This is a genomic window from Bradyrhizobium sp. 191, assembly GCF_023100985.1.
Lineage (GTDB): Bacteria > Pseudomonadota > Alphaproteobacteria > Rhizobiales > Xanthobacteraceae > Bradyrhizobium > Bradyrhizobium diversitatis.
Window position 1 is genome coordinate 2101325 of the sequence record NZ_CP064692.1, and the last position, 17347, is coordinate 2118671.

The following is a 17347-nucleotide window of genomic DNA, read 5'->3' on the forward strand; positions in this document are numbered from 1 at the left end:
GCTACGCTCGCAATGACGGAGGAGAGAGTTGTTACTACGGCGTCAGCACCGTGCGTCCGACCACCGCGCCCTGCTGCAGCTGCAGCAGCGCGTCATTGGCCTTGGCGAGCGGTTGCCGCGTCACCGGAATCGGCGGCACCTTCTTCGTTCGCACCAGCTCGAGCAATTCCTGCGTCTCGCGCAGATTGCCGACATAGCTGCCCTGGATCGTCACCGCCTTGATCGGTATCAGCGGCAGTGCCCAGGTCGCGCCACCGCCGAACAGGCCGACGATGACGAGCTTGCCGCCCTTGGTCAGGCAGTCGAAGCCGAGCTGCGTCGTCGCGGCATTGCCGACGAGGTCGATCACGGCGCGGATCGGGCCGCCTGCCTTCTTCGCAAGTTGCTCAAGCGCATCCGGCGCCTTGGGATCGACGGTCGCCAGCGCGCCGGCCTTCTCGGCCGCCTCGCGCTTCTTCGCGTCAATATCGACCATGATCGCACCCTTGCCGCCCATGGCCTTGAGCAGCGACAGCGCCATCAGGCCGAGGCCGCCGGCGCCGAACATCACGATCGGCGTGTCGAAATACTGCTCGACCTTCTTCAGCGCGCTGTAGGTGGTGACGCCCGAGCAGGCATAAGGCGCGGTCGTCGCGGGATCGAGCCCTTTCAGATTGAGAAGATAGCGCGGATGCGGCACCAGCATGTGGTCGGAATAGCCGCCATCGCAATAGACGCCGAGCGAGCGCGGCGTCAGGCACATGTTCTCGTCACCGGCAAGGCATGTGGGGCACTTGCCGCAGCCGATCCAGGGATAGACCAGGCCGACGTCGCCGAGCTTGAGATCGCCCTGATCGGTCGGCTTCACATCGGGGCCGAAAGCCAGAATCTCGCCGACCGTCTCGTGGCCCATCGTGAGCGGCAGGTTGATGCCGCGGTCCTTCAGTGACAACGGCTTGCGGCCATGGCCGAGATCGTAACCGCCTTCCCAGATGTGGAGATCACTGTGGCAGACGCCGGCCGCCTTCACCTTGATCAACACCTGCGTGCCCGATGGCTGCGGAGTCGCCTCATCGACCTCCTGCAGCGGCGCCTTGAAATCGGCAACCTTGAAACTCTTCATTGGCGTCCTCCCGGAATGCTTCTCGTTCTCAGCGCAGCATGCCATGACCGGCGAGACGAGACAAACCCGCGAGCGGTCTTAGTTCAGGCCAGCGGATGATGGCAAGCCACGAACTGGCCGGGTCCGATCTGGCGCAACTCGGGTATCTCCGCACTGCATCGCTGATCGGCGCGCGGGCAGCGGGTGCGGAAGCGGCAGCCGGACGGTGGTGCAATCGGCGATGGCGGCTCGCCTGTCGCTACGCTCTCGGCGGGACGAACGTCCGGATCGGGCACCGGAATCGCCTGCAACAGCAGCCCGGTATAGGGATGTGCGGGACTTGCGAACAATTGCTCCGACGGCCCGACCTCGCAGAGCCGGCCGAGATACATGACCGCGACGCGATCGCTGACCGCTTTGACCACCGCGAGGTCATGTGCGATGAACAGCAGCGTCAGACCGAAGCGCGCCTTCATCTCCTCCAGCAGGTTGAGGATCTGCGCGCGGATGGAAACGTCCAGCGCCGACACCGGCTCGTCGCAGACGATGAACTCGGGGTTGAGCACCAGCGCTCGCGCGATGCAGATGCGCTGGCACTGGCCGCCGGAGAACTCGTGCGGTAGACGGCCCGCCACGAGATCGGGATCGAGCCCGACCGCGGAGAGCACCTCCTGAACCCGCCGCTTGCGCTCGGCGGCATTCTTGACGCCGGCGATGATCAGCGGCTCGGCAACGATATCGCCGATGCGACGGCGCGGATTGAGCGAGGCGATCGGATCCTGGAAGATGAGCTGCACCCGGCGGCGCATCCTGCGCAGCGCCTCGCCCTCCATGGCCGTGAGGTCCTCGCCGTCGAACAGCACACGGCCGGATCTGGCGCGGCGCAATTGCAGCACCGCGCGCCCGAGCGTCGACTTGCCGCAGCCGGATTCGCCGACCAGCCCCAGCGTCTCGCCGCGCGCGACCTGAAAACTGACGCCGGAGACGGCGTGCACCGTCTTGTTGCCGAGACCATATTCGACGACGAGCTTGTCGACATTCAGAAGCGGCTCGGGGCGCACGGCAAGCTGCATCATGCGCCGATCCCTTCCGTCATCCGGATCGGATGGAAGCAGGCATAGAGATGTCCAGGCGCCTCCGCGTCCTTCAGCTCGGGCTTGGCCTCGTGACAGCGTCCTGCGGCATAGCGGCAGCGCGGCGCGAAGGAGCAGCCACGCAGCGGCCGTGTCGGATCGGGCGGGCGGCCGGAGATGGCAGGCAGCGGCGTATGCGGCGCGGCATCAAGCTTCGGGATCGCCGCCAGCAGCGCCTCGGTGTAGGGCATGTGCATGCGCTTGAACAACGCCGAGGTCGGCGCGCGCTCGACCACCCTGCCCGCATACATCACCGCGACCTCGTCGGCACGGCCGGCGACGACACCGAGATCATGGGTGATGATGATCATCGCCATGTGACGGCGACGCTGCTCGCGCGCGAGCAGATCGAGGATTTGCGCCTGGATGGTGACGTCGAGCGCGGTGGTCGGCTCGTCCGCGATCAAGAGCTTGGGCTCGCAGGACAATGCGATCGCGATCGCGATGCGCTGGCGCATGCCGCCGGAGCATTGATGCGGATATTGCGCGAGCCGCTGCTCCGGCGCGGGAATGCCGACCGCGGCAAGCAGCTCGATGCTTCGCGCTTTCGCGGTGGAAGTGTCGAGCTCGAGATGTTCCTGGATCGTCTCCATCAGTTGCGTGCCGATGGTCAGGACCGGGTTGAGCGAGGTCATGGGGTCCTGGAACACGACCGCGAGATCTCGGCCGCGCAGCTGTCGCAGGCGCTCGGAATCGAGCCGCACCAGGTCCTGGCCGTCGAACATCACGCGCCCCGTCAGCTTCGCTTTCTTCGGCAGCAGCTGAAGCACGGCGCGCGACAGCATGGTCTTGCCGCAGCCGGATTCGCCGACGATGCCGAGCGTGCGACCACCCTCCAGCGAGAGGTCGATATGATCGACCGCGCGCAAGCTGCCGCGCGGGGTCGGCAGCTCGACCGCGACGTCCTCGATGGTCAGCAGCGGCGCGTTCACAGCGCCCCCTGACGCGGATCGGTCAGTGCCCGCAAGGTGTCGCCGACGAGGTTGAACGCCAGCACGGTCACAAACAGGGCTGCGGCCGGCAGGAAGGCGAGCCGCGGCGCGACGTCGAGGCTCTCGCGGCCCTCGCCGATCATGCTGCCCCAGCTCGCCATCGGCGGCGGCACGCCGAGGCCGAGGAAGGACAGCGCACCCTCGACCACGATGGTGACGGCAACGCCGAGCAGGAAAAAGGCGAGCAGTGGCAGCAGCACGTTCGGCAGCAGCTCGCGCAGCAGGATACGCGCATGGCTCGCACCGAGCGCCTCGGCCGCGATCACGAACTCGCGCCGCGCCAGGGTCAGCGTCGCAGCGCGCGCCACGCGCATGAAGGCGGGAATGCCGAGCACGCCGAGGATCAAGGTGAGATTGGGAATGGACTGGCCGAGATACGCCGTCACGGCGAGCGCGAAGATCAGCGGCGGAAAGGCCAGCAGCACGTCCATGCTCCCGACCACCAGCGTCTCGAACCGGCCGCGGAAATAGCCGGCGAGCAGGCCGAGCGCGCCGCCGACGACGAGGCCGATCATCGGCGCGATCAGCCCGACCGTGAGCGACACCCGCGCACCAAAGATCAGCCGGGCAAGCTCGTCGCGGCCGAGCCCGTCGGTGCCGAGCCAGTGCTCGGTCGAGAACGGCGCGCGGCGCTCCAGCATGTCCATGTCGACAGGGTTCTGCAGCGGCAGCACCGGAGCCAGGATCGCGAGCGAAAGTATGATCGCAAGCCAGGCGCTTGCGATCCAGAACAACAGGCCGAGCTTGCGCTTGCGGCCGACCGGCGCAGCCACCTCCTCGACCTGGATCGACAGCTCAAGCGTGGCCATGGCGGATCCTCGGATCGAGCACGGCATAGAGCATGTCGACGATGAAGTTGACGATGACGAAGCCGCAGGCAACCAGCAGCACCACGCCCTGGAGGATGATGAGGTCGCGGGTGTAGATCGCGCCGACGAGCAGCCGGCCGATGCCGGGCAGCGCGAAGATCGATTCCACGATCAGCGTGCCGCCGAGCAGGCGGCCGATATTGATGCCTGTCACCGTCACCAGGGTCAGCGACGAAGGCTTCAGCGCATGCACGAACAGGATGCGGGATGGCTTGAGGCCTTTTGCTTTGGCGAGCGCGATATAGTCCTCCTGCAGGGTCGCGATCATGTCGGAGCGCAGCACCCGCATGATGCCCGGCCATTCTGCGAGCGCGAGCGTCAGGGCCGGCAGCACGAAGAAGCGCAGATTCGCCAGCGGCTCCTCGGTGAACGGCACATAGCCGGTCGCGGGCAGCCAGTGCAGCTCGACCGCGAACAGATAGATCAGCAGGATCGCGGTGAGAAATGAAGGCATCGACAGCATGGCGAAGGCGCTGCCGGTCATGAAGCGGTCGAAGGCGCCGCCGGCGCGCGCAGCGCAGGCGATCGCGACGGGGACACCGATCACGAGCCCGATGAATTCGGCCATCAGCATCAGCTGCAGCGAGACCGGGATGCGCTCGGCGACCGCCTGCAACACCGTCTGACCGGTCCGGAACGAACGGCCGAGATCGCCCTGCAACACGTGGCCGAGCCAGCTCAGGTAACGCCACCACAGCGGCTGATCCAGCCCCATGTCGCGGCGCAGCGCCGCGACATTCTCCGGCGTCGCCTGATCGCCGAGGATGACGAAGGCGAGATCGCCCGGCAGCAGCGAGGCGATCAGGAAGGTGAGCAGCGAGACGGCCAGCAGAACCGGCAGGATGGCAAGGAGCCGCCGAACGACGAAGTTCAGCATCGCGTGGTCATTCCAGCCAGGTGTTCGAGACGTCGATCACGCCGTTGTAGATCTTCGGAAAGCCCTCCAGCTTGGCGCTCGACAGCGCGTAATAGGTGTTCTGGAAGGTCCAGAACCAGATCGCCTCCTTGTTGATCAGGCGGCTGATAGCGCAGTAATCCTCGGTACGCTGGCCGAGGTCGGCGGTTACGCGCGCGTGGTCCAGAAGCTTGTCGAGCTCGGGATTTGAGAAGCCGGAGAGCGCCAGCGGGCTGCCGCTGCGGAAGTTCGCGTACATCTGCGGATCGGGATCGGCGAGATCGACGATGCGCCACGGCGTCAGCTGGAACTGGCGGGTGAAGGCCCGCGAGGGAATGGTGGCCTGGTCGACCTGCTCGATTTCCATGTTGGCGCCGACGCGCTTCCAGAACTGCTGGAGCACCTGGCCGATCATGCGGCCGCGGGGCGTTGCCGTCACCAGCATCTTGAACTCGACCGGCTTGCCGTAATCCTTGATCAGCGCCTTGGCCTTTTCGACCTCGAACGGCAGCGCGCCGTCGTCCTTGCACTTGACCCAGGAGCCGTCGCCGTAAGGATTGGATGCAGGCCGGCTGAGGCCGTTGCTGATCGCCTGCGACATCTTCAGACGATCGATCGCCATCACCAGCGCCTGGCGCACGCGCACGTCGTCGAACGGCGCCACCTTGGTGTTGAAGGCGTAGACCTGCGCGCCCGAGCCCTTGTAAGTGTGCACGGTGAGCTTGGGATCCTTCTGCGCCTTCATGATGTTGTCGGCGTCGTTCTCGTCGTCCCAGATGATGTCGGCCTCGCCCGATTGCAGCGAGGCGAAGCGCGACTGCGCGTCGGGCAGCGGCTTCAGGACGATGCGGTCGAGATACGGCCGCCCCTTGTCCCAGTAGTTTGGGTTCTTCTCCAGCACCATGCGGTCGCCGGCGGTCCAGGATTTCAGAATGTAGGGACCGGTGCCGACCGGGTTGCGATTGTAATCGTCGCCCTTGGTCTTCCAGGCCGTCGGCGAGTGCACCGCATTGTTCTGGCTCTGGATGGTGATCACCGCCGGCCAGTTCACCGAAGGATCGGTGAGGTTATAGACGAGGGTGTAGTCGTCCGGCGCCAGCACCTCCTTGACGTTGGTGATGTAGAAGGCGCAGCGGCACTTGTTGGCAGGGTCCTTCTGCCGGTCGAAATTCTCCTTGACGGCCTGCGCGTTGAACGGCGTGCCGTCGTGGAATTTCACGCCCTGGCGCAGCTTGAAGGTCCAGCTCTTGTAGTCGTCGGAATGGGTCCATGACACCGCCAGTTTCGGTGCGGCCTCGCCCTTGTCGTCGAGCGTGGTCAGCGTATCGAAGATCGCGGCAGCCGCGGTGAAGGTCGAGGTGTCGTAGACGCCGACCTTGAGGGGATCGAAGCCCGGGATATCCAGCTCCTGGCCGACCGTGATGCTGCCTCCCGGCTTCTGCGCCTGGGCGGGCACGGCCAGTGCGAACGCCGCAACGAGGAGAATCGGCACGTGCTTGCGCACTGCGGCAGCAATGTTCGTCATGGTTCCTCCCGGGATCCCGCGTCCGATGTTTCGGATCGTCGAATGACTTGAGGGCGAGATTGGCGACAAATGCTCGCCACCGCAAGAGGAACGCACGGGAGTTCAAACGCCGCACGCGGCGGCGATGTTGCTCAATGTGTCGCGGCTGTTTTGCCTGGCGGAATTTGCCCATCGCCTGCGAGGCCGATCTCGTCGCGCAGCGCATCCGTGTGCTCGCCAAGCGCGGCGACCGTCTTGCCCGATGTGGTATCGGCGCCGGACATCCGGAACGGAAGATTGAGCACCCGGAAGGAGCCGCCCTCGTCCTGCACTTCGGAGAGCGCCTGCCGATGCGCGAGCTGCGGATCGGCGAGCGCCTCGGACACGGTGCGATAGGCCGAGGCCGGCACGCCGGCCGCACCGAGCGCGAGGAGGCATGCATCGGTCGTGAGCTGGCGCGACCAGACTTCGACGCCATCCATCAGGTCCGCCCAGTTCTCGCGACGCGCGGCGTAGGTGGCGAAGCGTGGATCGGAGATCCATTCGGGGCGTCCAATCACGCCCATCAATCCCTGAAACGTCTTCTCGCTGGCGACGGTGATCATGACATAGCCGTTGCCCGTCTCGGTCGGCCCGAACATCGGTCGCGGCGGCGGCTTCACCGCGAATTGCGCGTTCTGCAGTTCGATCACCGTCAAGGTCAGCATCGATTCCAGCATGGAGACGTCGATGTGCTGGCCAAGCCCGGTGGCCGTGCGCTGATAGAGCGCCGAGGCGATCGCGCCGAAGCCGTAGGTGCCGGTGACGACGTCGGCATGGTAGATGCCGCAATAATCGGGACGGCTGCGGCCCGGCTGGTAGGCCAGATGCGCCATGTCGTAGCCGGAGGCCGCATGGATCACGGGCGCGTAGGCCGGCAGCTCGGCCGAGGGGCCGGTCTGGCCGTAGCCGGAGATCGAGCAGTAGATCAGCCTCGGATTGACCTGATACAGCCTGTCGTAGTCGAGCCGCAGCCGGTGCATCACGCCCGGGCGGAAATTCTCCACCAGAATGTCGGCCGTCGCGGCCAGCCGGCGCACCGCCTCCCTGCCGTCCTCGGACTTGAGGTCGAGGACCACGCTCTTCTTGCCGACATTGAGCTGGCCGAACACGGTGCTGCACCCCTTGCGCAGCGGTGGCCGGGTCCGCATCGTCTCTCCGCCGTCGGTCTCGATCTTGATGACCTCGGCGCCCATGTCGGCGAGCATCCGCGTGCAATGGGGGCCGGCGATGGTGGTCGAGAAATCCAGGACCCGCAAACCTGCCATGACCTTTGTCAACGTCCCCTCATGCTTATCTGATAACTGCATGCCTGCTCACGCCTTGGGTCTCTTAGGAACCAACGAAGTGCTTTGTTGTTGATGCGGCGACCCTAGAGGGCGGCGGCCGAGTAGGAAAGTGGTTACCGCACGGACGCGTCGCGTGGGCGGGCTTGGAAATTCCAGGACAACTGGACCCGTTCTTGCATAGCAGCAAGCGGGATCGGAAGAGGGCAGCTGTTCTTGAGGGTCTTGTTCGTCACCACTGAGATGGATGACTTCATCCGCGTTGGCGGACTGGGCGCCGTTTCCGCCGCTCTTCCCCGTGCACTTCGCTCCTTCGCCGATATCCGGATCATGCTGCCCGGCTATCGCGACATCATCGAGCAACTCACGCATATTCAGATCGTCGGCCGCTGCCCTGCATTTGCGGAGATGCCGGCCTGCTCGCTCGGCCGGGCCGCGACCAAGGACGGGTTGCCGGTCTATGTGCTGTTGTGCTCACAGCTCTACGACAGGCCCGGCAATCCCTATGGAGACGAGGCCGGACGCGACTGGCCCGACAACGACATCCGCTTCGCGCGATTTGCCTCCGCGGCGGCTGAGCTCGCCATGGGCAAGCTGGACAAGAATTGGGCAGCGGACCTGATCCATGCCAATGACTGGCCGGCCTCGCTCGTGCCGGCGTACCTTGCCTGGCGCGGCGCCAAGCTGCCGTCGATCCTGACCATTCACAACCTCGCCTATCAGGGCCTCTTCCCGAAGGACTCGCTGCGGCGGATCGGCGCACCGGAGAGCTCCTTCCACATTGACGGCGTCGAGTTCTACGACCAGGTCTCCTTCCTCAAGGCCGGGCTGGTCTACGCCTCGCACCTCACCACCGTCAGCGGCACCTATGCGCGGGAGATCACCACGGCCGAATTCGGCTGCGGCCTCGAAGGCCTGCTTCGCCTGCGCTCGGATGCGGCCGAGCTCACCGGCATCCTCAACGGCATCGACGAGAGCTGGGACCCGCGCTCCTGCGCCCAGCTCGCCCAGCAGTTCGGCGCTGGCGACTGGGTCGGCAAGAGGGCCAATGCGGATTACGTGCGCAAGCAGTTCGGCTTAGCGGTCTCGCGCGGCCCGATGTTCGGCATCGTCGCGCGGCTCGTGCACCAGAAGGGCATCGACCTCGTGCTGTCGGCGGCCGACGAGATCGTCGACGCCGGCGGGCAGATCGTGGTCACCGGCTCCGGCGAGCCGGCGCTCGAGCAGGCCCTGATCGACGCGCACCGCCGTCGCCCGGACGCCATCGGGGTTGCGATCGGCTTCAACGACGCCCAGGCGCGCCGCATCTTCGCCGGCAGCGACTTCACCTTGATGCCGTCGCGCTTCGAGCCGTGCGGCCTCAGCCAGATGTATGCTCAGCGCTTCGGCTCGCTGCCGATCGGGCACCAGACCGGCGGGCTCGCCGAGACCATCACCGACGGCGAGACCGGATTCCTGTTTTCGAAGCCCTCGCACGAGTCCTTCCTCGGCGGCGTCCGCCGGGCCTTCTCGGCCTTCATGGCGCAAGACCAGCTCGATACCATGCGCCGCAGCGCCATGGGACGATCGTTCTCCTGGAGCATCTCGGCCGGCAGCTACAGCGCACTGTACCGCAAGCTGGCGTCGGTGTGAGGCCGAGGCGTTTCCGCATACTCCGTCATTGCGAGCCACCGGGTCCGCGCAGAGCGCGATAAAGTCGCGCGCCCCACTCCGATCTCGTGCCCCGGACGCAGCGCGTCGCCTTGCGACGTGGTGCGTTGCTGAGCCGGGGCCCATGTCTCGACTGTGTCTCGACTGGGTTCGTGGCCTCTGTTGGGTCCCGGCTCTGCGCCGCAACGCTTGTGCGTTGCAGCTTGTCCGGGACACGCCGGGAGCGCTCAGCGACGAACATCCATCTGCGGCCGTCCGATCCAGGCGCGGTTGAGACAGCGGGTCATCCAATCAGGATACATCTCGCCCCGCAGCCGCGCCTGCGCCTCCTGGTAGGGGCCGACATAGCGCAGCCTGTCGGGCAATCTCGGATAGACGCGCCTGATCCATCGCAGTGCATGGTCGACGGACCGGATATCCCGCGCGTCAAGCTCGAAACCAAAGCCGGCGCGCAAGCGCTCTGGCAGCATCCTTGCCGTGAGCGCGCGATACCATCGCGGTGGCCGCAACCAGGGGCGGGCGCCGCTGAATATCTGTGCGCCGATCTCGCGCGCCGCTGGGCTGACGGTCAACGTCTCCGACTGCGCCATTGCGGTAGTGTAGGCCACGAAGCCGGACCAGTCCGCCGGCAAATCATCCCCCGTCAATCCGAACAGGGCGCCGTACAGCCTGGCTTCGCTCCAATAGCGATCGCACTCCTCCACCGAGAGTGGCGGCAGCACCAGATCATGTGCCATGAGCGCCGTCTCGACCAGCGTCGCATGGACCCAACGCAGCGCTGGGACGTCGTTGGCGCAGTAGCGCGAGCCGGCCGCGAACGGACCCACGGTCTCGGGCATCTCGCCGACGATCATGCTGTGACGCCGATGCAGCTGCCGGGACGACAGCAGCGCCCGGTCCAGCGAGCCGAACACCATCGTGAAGACGATGTCGAAGGTGCGATGGAAGCGGCCGATCGGATCGGCAAGGGTGCGCGAATGCTCGGCGATCGCCGCCGCCACCCATGGATGGGCCAGCTGCAGCAGCAGCGCACGGCCGGCACCGAGAAAGATCACGGCCTCCCGGTCGATCTGCCAGGTCAGCGAGGCCGGACCGAACACGCCCGCGACCGGTCCCGCCGCGTTCGTACGCAGCGTATCGAGCGACGCCTCCAGATCCTTCTCAGCGACCAATTGCAGGCCTCGCGATGAAGACACGGCGACCATACTCCGGACCGCGCGCCTGCGAAATCGTCGTCGTGCAAAGCAATGACGAACAAGGCCCTACTCCGCTGCCATCGGCATCTCGTCCATGTGCTCGTGCAGCACCACGCCGGCGAGCGGATCGAATTCGCCGATCCACGGCTTGCGCGCCAGCACCGCCTTCGTATGGGCATAGCCGGCATGCCACCGCCGCGTGATCCCGGACGGACTGAAATCGATGTCCTTGGTATGCGTCTCGCGCTCGAGCTGCGGCGCCAGCAGCCGCACCACATGCATGCGGGTCGGGCAACCGTAGCTCGTCAGCTCACGCACGGCGGGGTCGTCGCGCTCGCTCTCGGGTAGCCGTGCCGCAAGCTGGTTGATCACATGGCGCAGGCGATGGGCCTGCTGCTGTCGCACGATCTGGCTCGCGATGCGGCTGGAATATTGCACGTCCTTGTGCCGGTTCAGCACCTCCGCCATCGTGCTCGGTTCGGGCCCGACGGGATTCCACAGATGCACGGAGAAAATGAGCGAATCCCTGCGGGGATTGTCGTCGAACACCGCTTCCGTCGGCGTGTTCGACAGGATGCCGCCGTCCCAATAGAGTTCGCCGTCGATGCGCACGGCCGGGAAAGCCGGCGGCAGCGCGCCCGAAGCCATCACGTGCTTCACCGTCAGCTCGCCGTCGCGGCTGTCGAAATAGCGCATTTCGCTGGTACCGACATGAGCCGCACCGACCGTCAGGCGCGGCGCGCAGCGATTGGCCAGGTCGAAATCAACGAGCTCGCTCAGCGTCTTCTCCAGCGGAGCCGTCGAATAATAGCCGGCGTGATCGGCCCCCAGCGGAAAGGAATCTCCGGCATGTGCCAGCGGATTGGGGCGGAAGAAGCCTGGAATGCCGTGGGTGACGGTCGACCAATAGGCCAGCTTTTCGTTGAAGCCCGGAAATCCGGCACGCCAGTCCCAGACCGGCTGCTGCTCCATCCGCTTCCAGAACTCCCTCAAGCGCGCGAGCCGTTGCGCCGGCGCGTTGCCCGCGATCAGGCTCGCATTGATGGCGCCGATCGAGGTGCCGATGACCCAGTCCGGCTCTATGCCGGCCTCGTGCAGCGCCTGGTAGACGCCCGCCTGGTACGAGCCGAGCGCGCCGCCGCCCTGGAGCACCAGCACGACCTGACCCGGGATATCCTTGCGCTGTATGTTGGTTTGCGTGCCATTCATGGGTCGCTCCTGATCAGCCTGCACTGCCCGGGTATTCGCTGCCGACTGCGGCTTGTTACGCCGGCTCATGTTAGTGCGCGGTCCAGCCGCCGTCGACAGGCAGCGCTACGCCCGTGATGGACGCGGCCGCGTCTGTCGACAGGAACACCGTGAGCGCGCCGAGCTCTTCGACTGTCGCAAAACGCTTGTTCGGCTGCTGTGCCAGCAGCACGTCGCGGATCACCTCGTCGCGGGAGATGCCGTGCGCCTTGGCCTGCCCGTCGATCTGCGCCTCGACCAGCGGCGTATAGACGTAGCCCGGGCAGACCGCATTGCAGGTGATGCCCTCCTCCGCGGTCTCGAGCGCGGTGACTTTCGTGAGTCCGACGATGCCGTGCTTGGCCGCGACATAGGCCGCCTTGAATGGCGAGCCGACCAGACCGTGCGCGGAGGCGACATTGATGATCCGGCCAAAGCCGTTCCGCCGCATCGCCGGCAGTGCGAGCCGCGTCGTGTGGAACACCGAGGTCAGGTTGATCGCGAGGATCTGATCCCATTTCTCCACCGGGAACTGATCGAGCGGCGCGACGTGCTGGATCCCGGCATTGTTGACGAGAATGTCGAGCCGGCCCGATTGGGCGATGGTCGCCGCGATCATCTCGGCGATTGATTTGGGTTTCGTCATGTCGGCCGGCGAGTAGCTCGCCTTGATGCCGAACTCGGCGGCGATCTGCTCGCGGGTCCGGCCGATCTCGCTGGCAACGCCAAGCCCGTTCAGCACGATGTCGGCGCCGGCCGCCGCCAGCGCACGCGCGATGCCGAGGCCGATTCCGCTGGTCGAGCCCGTGACCAGCGCCACCTTGCCCGCCAGCGCGCGGGCAGGTTGAGATGTCTGCGGCTTCAGCGGTATGTTCATGACGCGGTCTCCATTGGCAATGACTGGGCTTCCAGCCTGCGCAGAAGCTGGAGCATCGGCCGCCCAAACGGAAATACCGGCTGGCTTCCGAATCCATAGGCGCGCGCTATTGCGGGCGGGATGTCATTCGCCGGCCGATCCGATAAGATCGAGTTCATTCTCGCTCGGAGCCGATCCATGGAAATGCACCAGGTCCGCTATTTCCTCGCGGTGGCGCAGCTCTTGAATTTCACGCGCGCAGCCGAGGAGTGCAACGTCACGCAGCCGTCGCTGACGCGCGCGATCAAGCAGCTGGAGGCCGAGCTCGGCGGCGACCTGTTCCGCCGCGAACGGCCGGCGGCGCAATTGACCGAGCTCGGTCAGCGCATGCATCCGCTTCTGAAGCAGTGCTATGACGCCGCCGCCGGCGCACGCTCGCTCGCCTCCTCGTTCAGAAGTGGCGAGATCGGTGCGCTCCGCATTGCGCTGACGCATTCGATCGACCTCGCCCTGCTCATTCCCCATCTCAACGAGATCAAGCGGCAGTTCAACCGGCTCGAATTCCGCTTCCTGCGCGGCTCGAACCGGGAGGTCGGCGATTTCCTGAAGAAGGGCGAAGCCGAGCTCGGCATCGCTGCGGAGATCGACGAGGCCTGGGACCGGCTCGACGTCTGGCCGCTGTTCACCGAGAATTTCGAGCTCGTGGTCGGCGACGGACACCGGCTGGCCGGCCGCGCCAGCGTCGATCTGGACGATTTGCGATCCGAGCAGCTACTGAGCCGCACCTTCTGCGAGCACGCGCGCCGCATCTCCGCGAGCCTGCGCGAACACGGCATCGACATCGAACATGGCCATGAGGTCTCGAACGAGCGCGATCTGATCGAGCTGGTCGAGGCCGACATGGGCGTCGCCATGGTGCCGCACACCTCGCCCGTGCCGGAGCGGCTGACACGCGCCGCAGTGGCAGGGCTGGACGCCCGCCGTACCGTCAACCTTTATGGGGTCGCGGGCCGACAACGCACGGCCGTAGGCAATGCCGTGATGCGCATGCTGCGCGGCGCCGATTGGCGGGAAATCGCGGGGTAGCTGGGGAAGCATTCTCCCAGCAGGCGAGATGCGCATTGCTGCGCCCTCGCCCCTTGTGGGAGAGGGCAGCGAAGGTGCCGGAAGCGGACTCACTTGGGTGAGGGGTATATCTCCACGGACATCAGTGTATGGGACTAGATACCCCTCATCCGGCGCCTTCCTTCTCCCCTTGCGGGAGAAGGTGGCGCGAAGCGCCGGATGAGGGGTATCTCTCCACACGGAAAGCTTGGAGGCATACCCCTCACCCAAGTGAGTTCGTGTCAACCGGCGTCGCTGCCCTCTCCCACAAGGGGCGAGGGCACTTCAATCTGCATCTCGCTGCTTGCGAGAGCATCATGTATCTGTTCGACAACAAGGGGAGAAAGACGAGCAGCTCGCCCGCGCAGACCTAGTCCTCCCGGCTCGCGCTCTCCAGCGCTTCGATCAGATCGTCGATCTCCATGCGCTTGCGAAAATCCGGATCGACGAAGCGAGCCTTCACGATGCCGTCGCGGCCGACGACGAACACGGCCGGGATCGGCAGCATCCAGCCGTCATTGCCGTGGAATTTCGCCATGTCCTGATAGGACAGCAGTTGCTGAATCTCGGTGCCGAGCCAAATCGCGAGATTGAGCGACAGCGCGTAGCCGTTGTCGAGATCGGTCAGGATCGGAAACGGCGCGCCGGACTCGGCCTTGAGCTGTCCGGTATATTCCTGCGTCTCCGGCACGATTGCGACGACCTGCGCCCCCATGGCCTCGATGCGATCGCGTGCCTGAACCACGGCGCGGACATTGAGCCTGCAATAGGGACACCAATGGCCGCGGAAGAACATCACGGCGAGCGGACCGCGCTCCAGCAGCGCAGGCATCGCGACGAGACGCCCGCCCTCGTCAGGCAGCATGAACGGCGGCATCGCATCGCCCGCGCGCGGCGCGGTCGCGCCACCGCCGTTTCCGTCCAATCGCGCCACCAGCCGATCGACCGCCTCGCCATAGGCCGGGAAGACTTCGCGGCTGGCATCCGCATAGGCGCGGAGCTGTTCGTTCAGCGTACCGTCCATGTCGCGGCAGCGCTGGAAGGCGAGTCTGAGCTGTTCGGTGTCGGCTGGCGAGAGAGACGTCATCTTTCTGCTCCGGCATTCCCTGGGGGCCAATAGTAGTTTCCCGGTTCGGCCGCCCGCAAGGGGCGGCCGCGCTGCCAGGATCGGTTCAGTTCACGTAGAAGTTGCCGGTGGGATCGAGCCGCCCCGAGGCAGAGTACAGCGTCCCGTTGTCCATGAAGAAGACCGTGTTGTCGGGTACCTTCTTCGCGTGCTTCATCATGGCCTCGTGGTTCTTCTCGGCCGGCGCCATCGCCATCGCCGACATCTTGCCGGGCCCACGATAGACATAGGCCATGCCGGCCTTGAAATCCCAGGTGGCCTCCGAGAGGGCCGATGTGGCGATGACCGCAAACGCGGCGGTGGCGATCAGGGTCTTGGACAGTCTTGTCATGGGATGCTCCTCCGGATTGACGTGAACGCCCGCCAATCGGGCGCTTCGCCATCGAACGGTGGAAGCCGCGCGAGCGGAAATGCCGATCCACAATCGGTTCGATAGCCGCCGCCTATCGGCATAGCGCCGCGCTATCGCACCGAGAGCGAAAGGGCATTTCAGGACGGGCCGTGGCTCGAAGAAACTCCTGCCACAGCCGGCGACCAGCGAGGTTGCGGCCAACACAGGAGACCTCCCCATGTTCACGAGCCACGCTCTGTCGCGCCTGACCTGGCCAGGCCTTGCAATCGTCGGCGCGCTGACCCTCTCGGCGCAGCCGGTAGTCGCCGGCGAATGCCCAGCCGGCAAGATCAAGCCGAACGCACAGCAGATGGTCGACCACAAACCCGTCGGCGTCACCGACGTCACGCTCGGCGCGATCGACCTCGGCAAGCAGCCGGCGCATATCGAGGGCCGCGAACTGCGCTTCCGCAAGCTGACCATCGCGCCCGGCGGCATCGTGCCCTGGCACAGCCATGACGACCGCCCCGCCCTGATCTTCGTGCAGCAGGGCGAGATCGTCGAATACGCCTCCAATTGCGTCGATCCGATCGTGCACAAGGCCGGCGACATCCGCCCCGAAGTCTACGGCACCTCGCATTGGTGGAAGAATCTCGGCAAGGAGACGGTCATCCTCTACGTCGGCGACGTCCGCAAGGATCCCAACGACCATCACATGTAACGAGCGCCCCAGCCCCAGCACTCGTTGCCGGGTGTGGCGCCCGGGATCCCCCATGCCGCCGGCGTGCCGGGCGCCACATTCCTCACAGGAAAATCAGGCCATGACCGATCTTTCCGCTCCCATCAAACAGGACGTGATGACGAACGAGGCGCATTCCCCTGGTCTCGCGCTTCGGTCGCTCGTGATCGGCCTCACCGCCTTCCTGACCGTCGTCGACCTTTTCGCGACGCAGGCGATCCTGCCCTCGCTGACGCGGCACTACGGCGTCACACCCGCAGCGATGGGCTTTGCCGTCAATGCCAGCACCTTCGGCATGGCGGTCGCAGGTCTCGTCGTCGGCTTCTTCAGCCCGCATATCGACCGGCGAACGGGCATCCTGCTCGGCCTGGCACTTCTTGCGATTCCCACCGGCCTGCTGGCGTCCGCGCCAAATCTTGCCGTCTTCACCGTCCTGCGCGTCGCGCAGGGCCTGTGCATGGCGGCCGCCTTCGCGCTCACCCTCGCTTATCTCGGCGAGCAATGCAGTGCCAAGGACGCCGGCAGTGCGTTTGCCGCCTACATCACCGGCAATGTCGCCAGCAACCTTGTCGGCCGGCTGATCTCGGCGGCCGTGGCCGATAGCCTCGGACTCGCCTGGAACTTCTACTTCTTCGCAGCGCTGAACCTGGCCGGCGCGTTACTGGTCTATTTCACCATCCAGCGCGTGCGGCCGATGCATGCGATGATGCCGGCGGCTTCGCCGGTCTCCGCCACTATCGCGCATTGGCGCGATCGACGGCTGCGGGCCGCTTTCGGCATCGGCTTCTGCATCCTGTTCGCCTTCATCGGCATCTTCACCTTCGTCAATTTCGTGCTGGTGCGGCCACCGCTGTCGCTGGGCATGATGGATCTGGGCCTCGTCTATTTCGTCTTCCTGCCGTCGGTCGTCACGACGCTGCTGGCCGGCAAGGTGGCCGCGCGGCTGGGAACGCGCCCCACCATCTGGAGCGCGCTCGCTGTCGCCGGGCTGGGCCTGCCCTTGATGCTGGCGCCGCATCTGGGCGCGGTGCTCGCCGGCATGGTTCTGGTCGGCATCGGCACATTCTTCGCGCAGGCCGCCGCGACGGGCTTCGTCGGACAGGCCGCAACCGACAACCGCGGCATCGCCAGCGGGACTTATCTTGCGTGTTATTTCTGCGGCGGGCTCGTCGGCACGGCCGTACTCGGCCGGCTGTTCGATGCTCTCGGCTGGCAGGCCTGCGTCACCGGTGTGGGCGCGGCGCTCGCGCTGGCCGCCCTGCTCACCGTCGACCTGAAGCGCTAAAGCGCGATGCGATTGGGATGAATCCTCATCGCGC

16 protein-coding genes are annotated in these 17347 nt (G+C 65.8%); 4 read left to right on the plus strand and 12 right to left on the minus strand.

Annotated elements, in window-relative coordinates; genetic code table 11:
• Positions 1-34: 34 nt before the first annotated feature.
• From IVB23_RS09625 to IVB23_RS09655, 7 genes are all read right to left on the minus strand, one after another.
• A complete protein-coding gene (locus IVB23_RS09625; protein ID WP_197967017.1) occupies positions 35-1102 on the minus strand; it encodes an alcohol dehydrogenase in 1068 nt (355 codons plus the stop codon).
• Between the two features lie 83 nt (positions 1103-1185).
• Positions 1186-2157 carry an oligopeptide/dipeptide ABC transporter ATP-binding protein gene (locus IVB23_RS09630; RefSeq protein ID WP_197967016.1) on the minus strand — a complete coding sequence of 324 codons (972 nt, stop codon included), beginning with the start codon at positions 2155-2157 and terminating at the stop codon, positions 1186-1188.
• On the minus strand, positions 2154-3146 hold the full coding sequence (locus IVB23_RS09635; protein WP_247803353.1) for an ABC transporter ATP-binding protein: 993 nt from the start codon (positions 3144-3146) through the stop codon (positions 2154-2156). The genes IVB23_RS09630 and IVB23_RS09635 overlap by 4 nt, the downstream gene beginning before the upstream one ends.
• On the minus strand, positions 3143-4015 hold the full coding sequence (locus IVB23_RS09640) for an ABC transporter permease (RefSeq protein ID WP_247803354.1): 873 nt from the start codon (positions 4013-4015) through the stop codon (positions 3143-3145). The genes IVB23_RS09635 and IVB23_RS09640 overlap by 4 nt, the downstream gene beginning before the upstream one ends.
• Complete coding sequence (locus IVB23_RS09645; protein ID WP_061878258.1) at positions 4002-4952, minus strand: ABC transporter permease; 951 nt, start codon at positions 4950-4952, stop codon at positions 4002-4004. The genes IVB23_RS09640 and IVB23_RS09645 overlap by 14 nt, the downstream gene beginning before the upstream one ends.
• A 7-nt stretch (positions 4953-4959) precedes the next feature.
• A complete protein-coding gene (locus IVB23_RS09650) occupies positions 4960-6495 on the minus strand; it encodes an ABC transporter substrate-binding protein (RefSeq protein WP_247803355.1) in 1536 nt (511 codons plus the stop codon).
• 131 nt (positions 6496-6626) lie between these two features.
• A complete protein-coding gene (locus tag IVB23_RS09655; RefSeq protein WP_247803356.1) occupies positions 6627-7823 on the minus strand; it encodes a CoA transferase in 1197 nt (398 codons plus the stop codon).
• 192 nt (positions 7824-8015) lie between these two features.
• Between IVB23_RS09655 and glgA the strand changes: the two genes are divergently transcribed.
• Positions 8016-9431, plus strand: a complete 1416-nt coding sequence (gene glgA / locus IVB23_RS09660) for a glycogen synthase GlgA (RefSeq protein WP_061878261.1) — start codon at positions 8016-8018, stop codon at positions 9429-9431.
• A 245-nt stretch (positions 9432-9676) separates the two neighbouring features.
• On the opposite strand, the gene IVB23_RS09665 is transcribed toward glgA, so the two are convergent.
• The 3 genes from IVB23_RS09665 to IVB23_RS09675 all read right to left on the minus strand — a co-directional run bounded on the left by IVB23_RS09665 (position 9677) and on the right by IVB23_RS09675 (position 12749).
• Entirely contained in the window at positions 9677-10621 is a 945-nt protein-coding gene (locus IVB23_RS09665; protein WP_247804809.1) for an oxygenase MpaB family protein, read from the minus strand.
• Between the two features lie 90 nt (positions 10622-10711).
• Complete coding sequence (locus IVB23_RS09670; protein ID WP_247803357.1) at positions 10712-11854, minus strand: patatin-like phospholipase family protein; 1143 nt, start codon at positions 11852-11854, stop codon at positions 10712-10714.
• Positions 11855-11924: 70 nt separating this feature from the next.
• Positions 11925-12749, minus strand: a complete 825-nt coding sequence (locus IVB23_RS09675; protein ID WP_247803358.1) for a 3-hydroxybutyrate dehydrogenase — start codon at positions 12747-12749, stop codon at positions 11925-11927.
• Positions 12750-12926: 177 nt separating this feature from the next.
• Between IVB23_RS09675 and IVB23_RS09680 the strand changes: the two genes are divergently transcribed.
• Positions 12927-13814 carry a LysR family transcriptional regulator gene (locus IVB23_RS09680; RefSeq protein ID WP_247803359.1) on the plus strand — a complete coding sequence of 296 codons (888 nt, stop codon included), beginning with the start codon at positions 12927-12929 and terminating at the stop codon, positions 13812-13814.
• 388 nt (positions 13815-14202) lie between these two features.
• On the opposite strand, the gene IVB23_RS09685 is transcribed toward IVB23_RS09680, so the two are convergent.
• Together IVB23_RS09685 and IVB23_RS09690 are read right to left on the minus strand one after the other, a co-directional pair.
• Entirely contained in the window at positions 14203-14919 is a 717-nt protein-coding gene (locus tag IVB23_RS09685; RefSeq protein WP_247803360.1) for a peroxiredoxin-like family protein, read from the minus strand.
• Between the two features lie 85 nt (positions 14920-15004).
• Positions 15005-15289, minus strand: a complete 285-nt coding sequence (locus tag IVB23_RS09690) for a hypothetical protein (RefSeq protein ID WP_247803361.1) — start codon at positions 15287-15289, stop codon at positions 15005-15007.
• Between the two features lie 238 nt (positions 15290-15527).
• Between IVB23_RS09690 and IVB23_RS09695 the strand changes: the two genes are divergently transcribed.
• Complete coding sequence (locus IVB23_RS09695) at positions 15528-16010, plus strand: cupin domain-containing protein (protein WP_061878265.1); 483 nt, start codon at positions 15528-15530, stop codon at positions 16008-16010.
• 100 nt (positions 16011-16110) lie between these two features.
• The gene (locus IVB23_RS09700; protein WP_247803362.1) at positions 16111-17313 is read left to right on the plus strand and encodes an MFS transporter; all 1203 of its coding nucleotides are present in this window, start codon (positions 16111-16113) and stop codon (positions 17311-17313) included.
• Positions 17314-17347 lie beyond the last annotated feature (34 nt).

Coding starts and splice junctions, on each gene's coding strand:
- IVB23_RS09650 (WP_247803355.1), bottom strand. CDS start 6,495: ATGACGAACATTGCTGCCGCAGTGCGCAAGCACGTGCCGATTCTCCTC.
- IVB23_RS09695 (WP_061878265.1), top strand. CDS start 15,528: ATGTTCACGAGCCACGCTCTGTCGCGCCTGACCTGGCCAGGCCTTGCA.
- IVB23_RS09640 (WP_247803354.1), bottom strand. CDS start 4,015: ATGGCCACGCTTGAGCTGTCGATCCAGGTCGAGGAGGTGGCTGCGCCG.
- IVB23_RS09690 (WP_247803361.1), bottom strand. CDS start 15,289: ATGACAAGACTGTCCAAGACCCTGATCGCCACCGCCGCGTTTGCGGTC.
- IVB23_RS09700 (WP_247803362.1), top strand. CDS start 16,111: ATGACCGATCTTTCCGCTCCCATCAAACAGGACGTGATGACGAACGAG.
- IVB23_RS09655 (WP_247803356.1), bottom strand. CDS start 7,823: ATGCAGTTATCAGATAAGCATGAGGGGACGTTGACAAAGGTCATGGCA.
- IVB23_RS09675 (WP_247803358.1), bottom strand. CDS start 12,749: ATGAACATACCGCTGAAGCCGCAGACATCTCAACCTGCCCGCGCGCTG.
- IVB23_RS09680 (WP_247803359.1), top strand. CDS start 12,927: ATGGAAATGCACCAGGTCCGCTATTTCCTCGCGGTGGCGCAGCTCTTG.
- IVB23_RS09645 (WP_061878258.1), bottom strand. CDS start 4,952: ATGCTGAACTTCGTCGTTCGGCGGCTCCTTGCCATCCTGCCGGTTCTG.
- IVB23_RS09670 (WP_247803357.1), bottom strand. CDS start 11,854: ATGAATGGCACGCAAACCAACATACAGCGCAAGGATATCCCGGGTCAG.
- IVB23_RS09685 (WP_247803360.1), bottom strand. CDS start 14,919: ATGACGTCTCTCTCGCCAGCCGACACCGAACAGCTCAGACTCGCCTTC.
- IVB23_RS09625 (WP_197967017.1), bottom strand. CDS start 1,102: ATGAAGAGTTTCAAGGTTGCCGATTTCAAGGCGCCGCTGCAGGAGGTC.
- IVB23_RS09630 (WP_197967016.1), bottom strand. CDS start 2,157: ATGATGCAGCTTGCCGTGCGCCCCGAGCCGCTTCTGAATGTCGACAAG.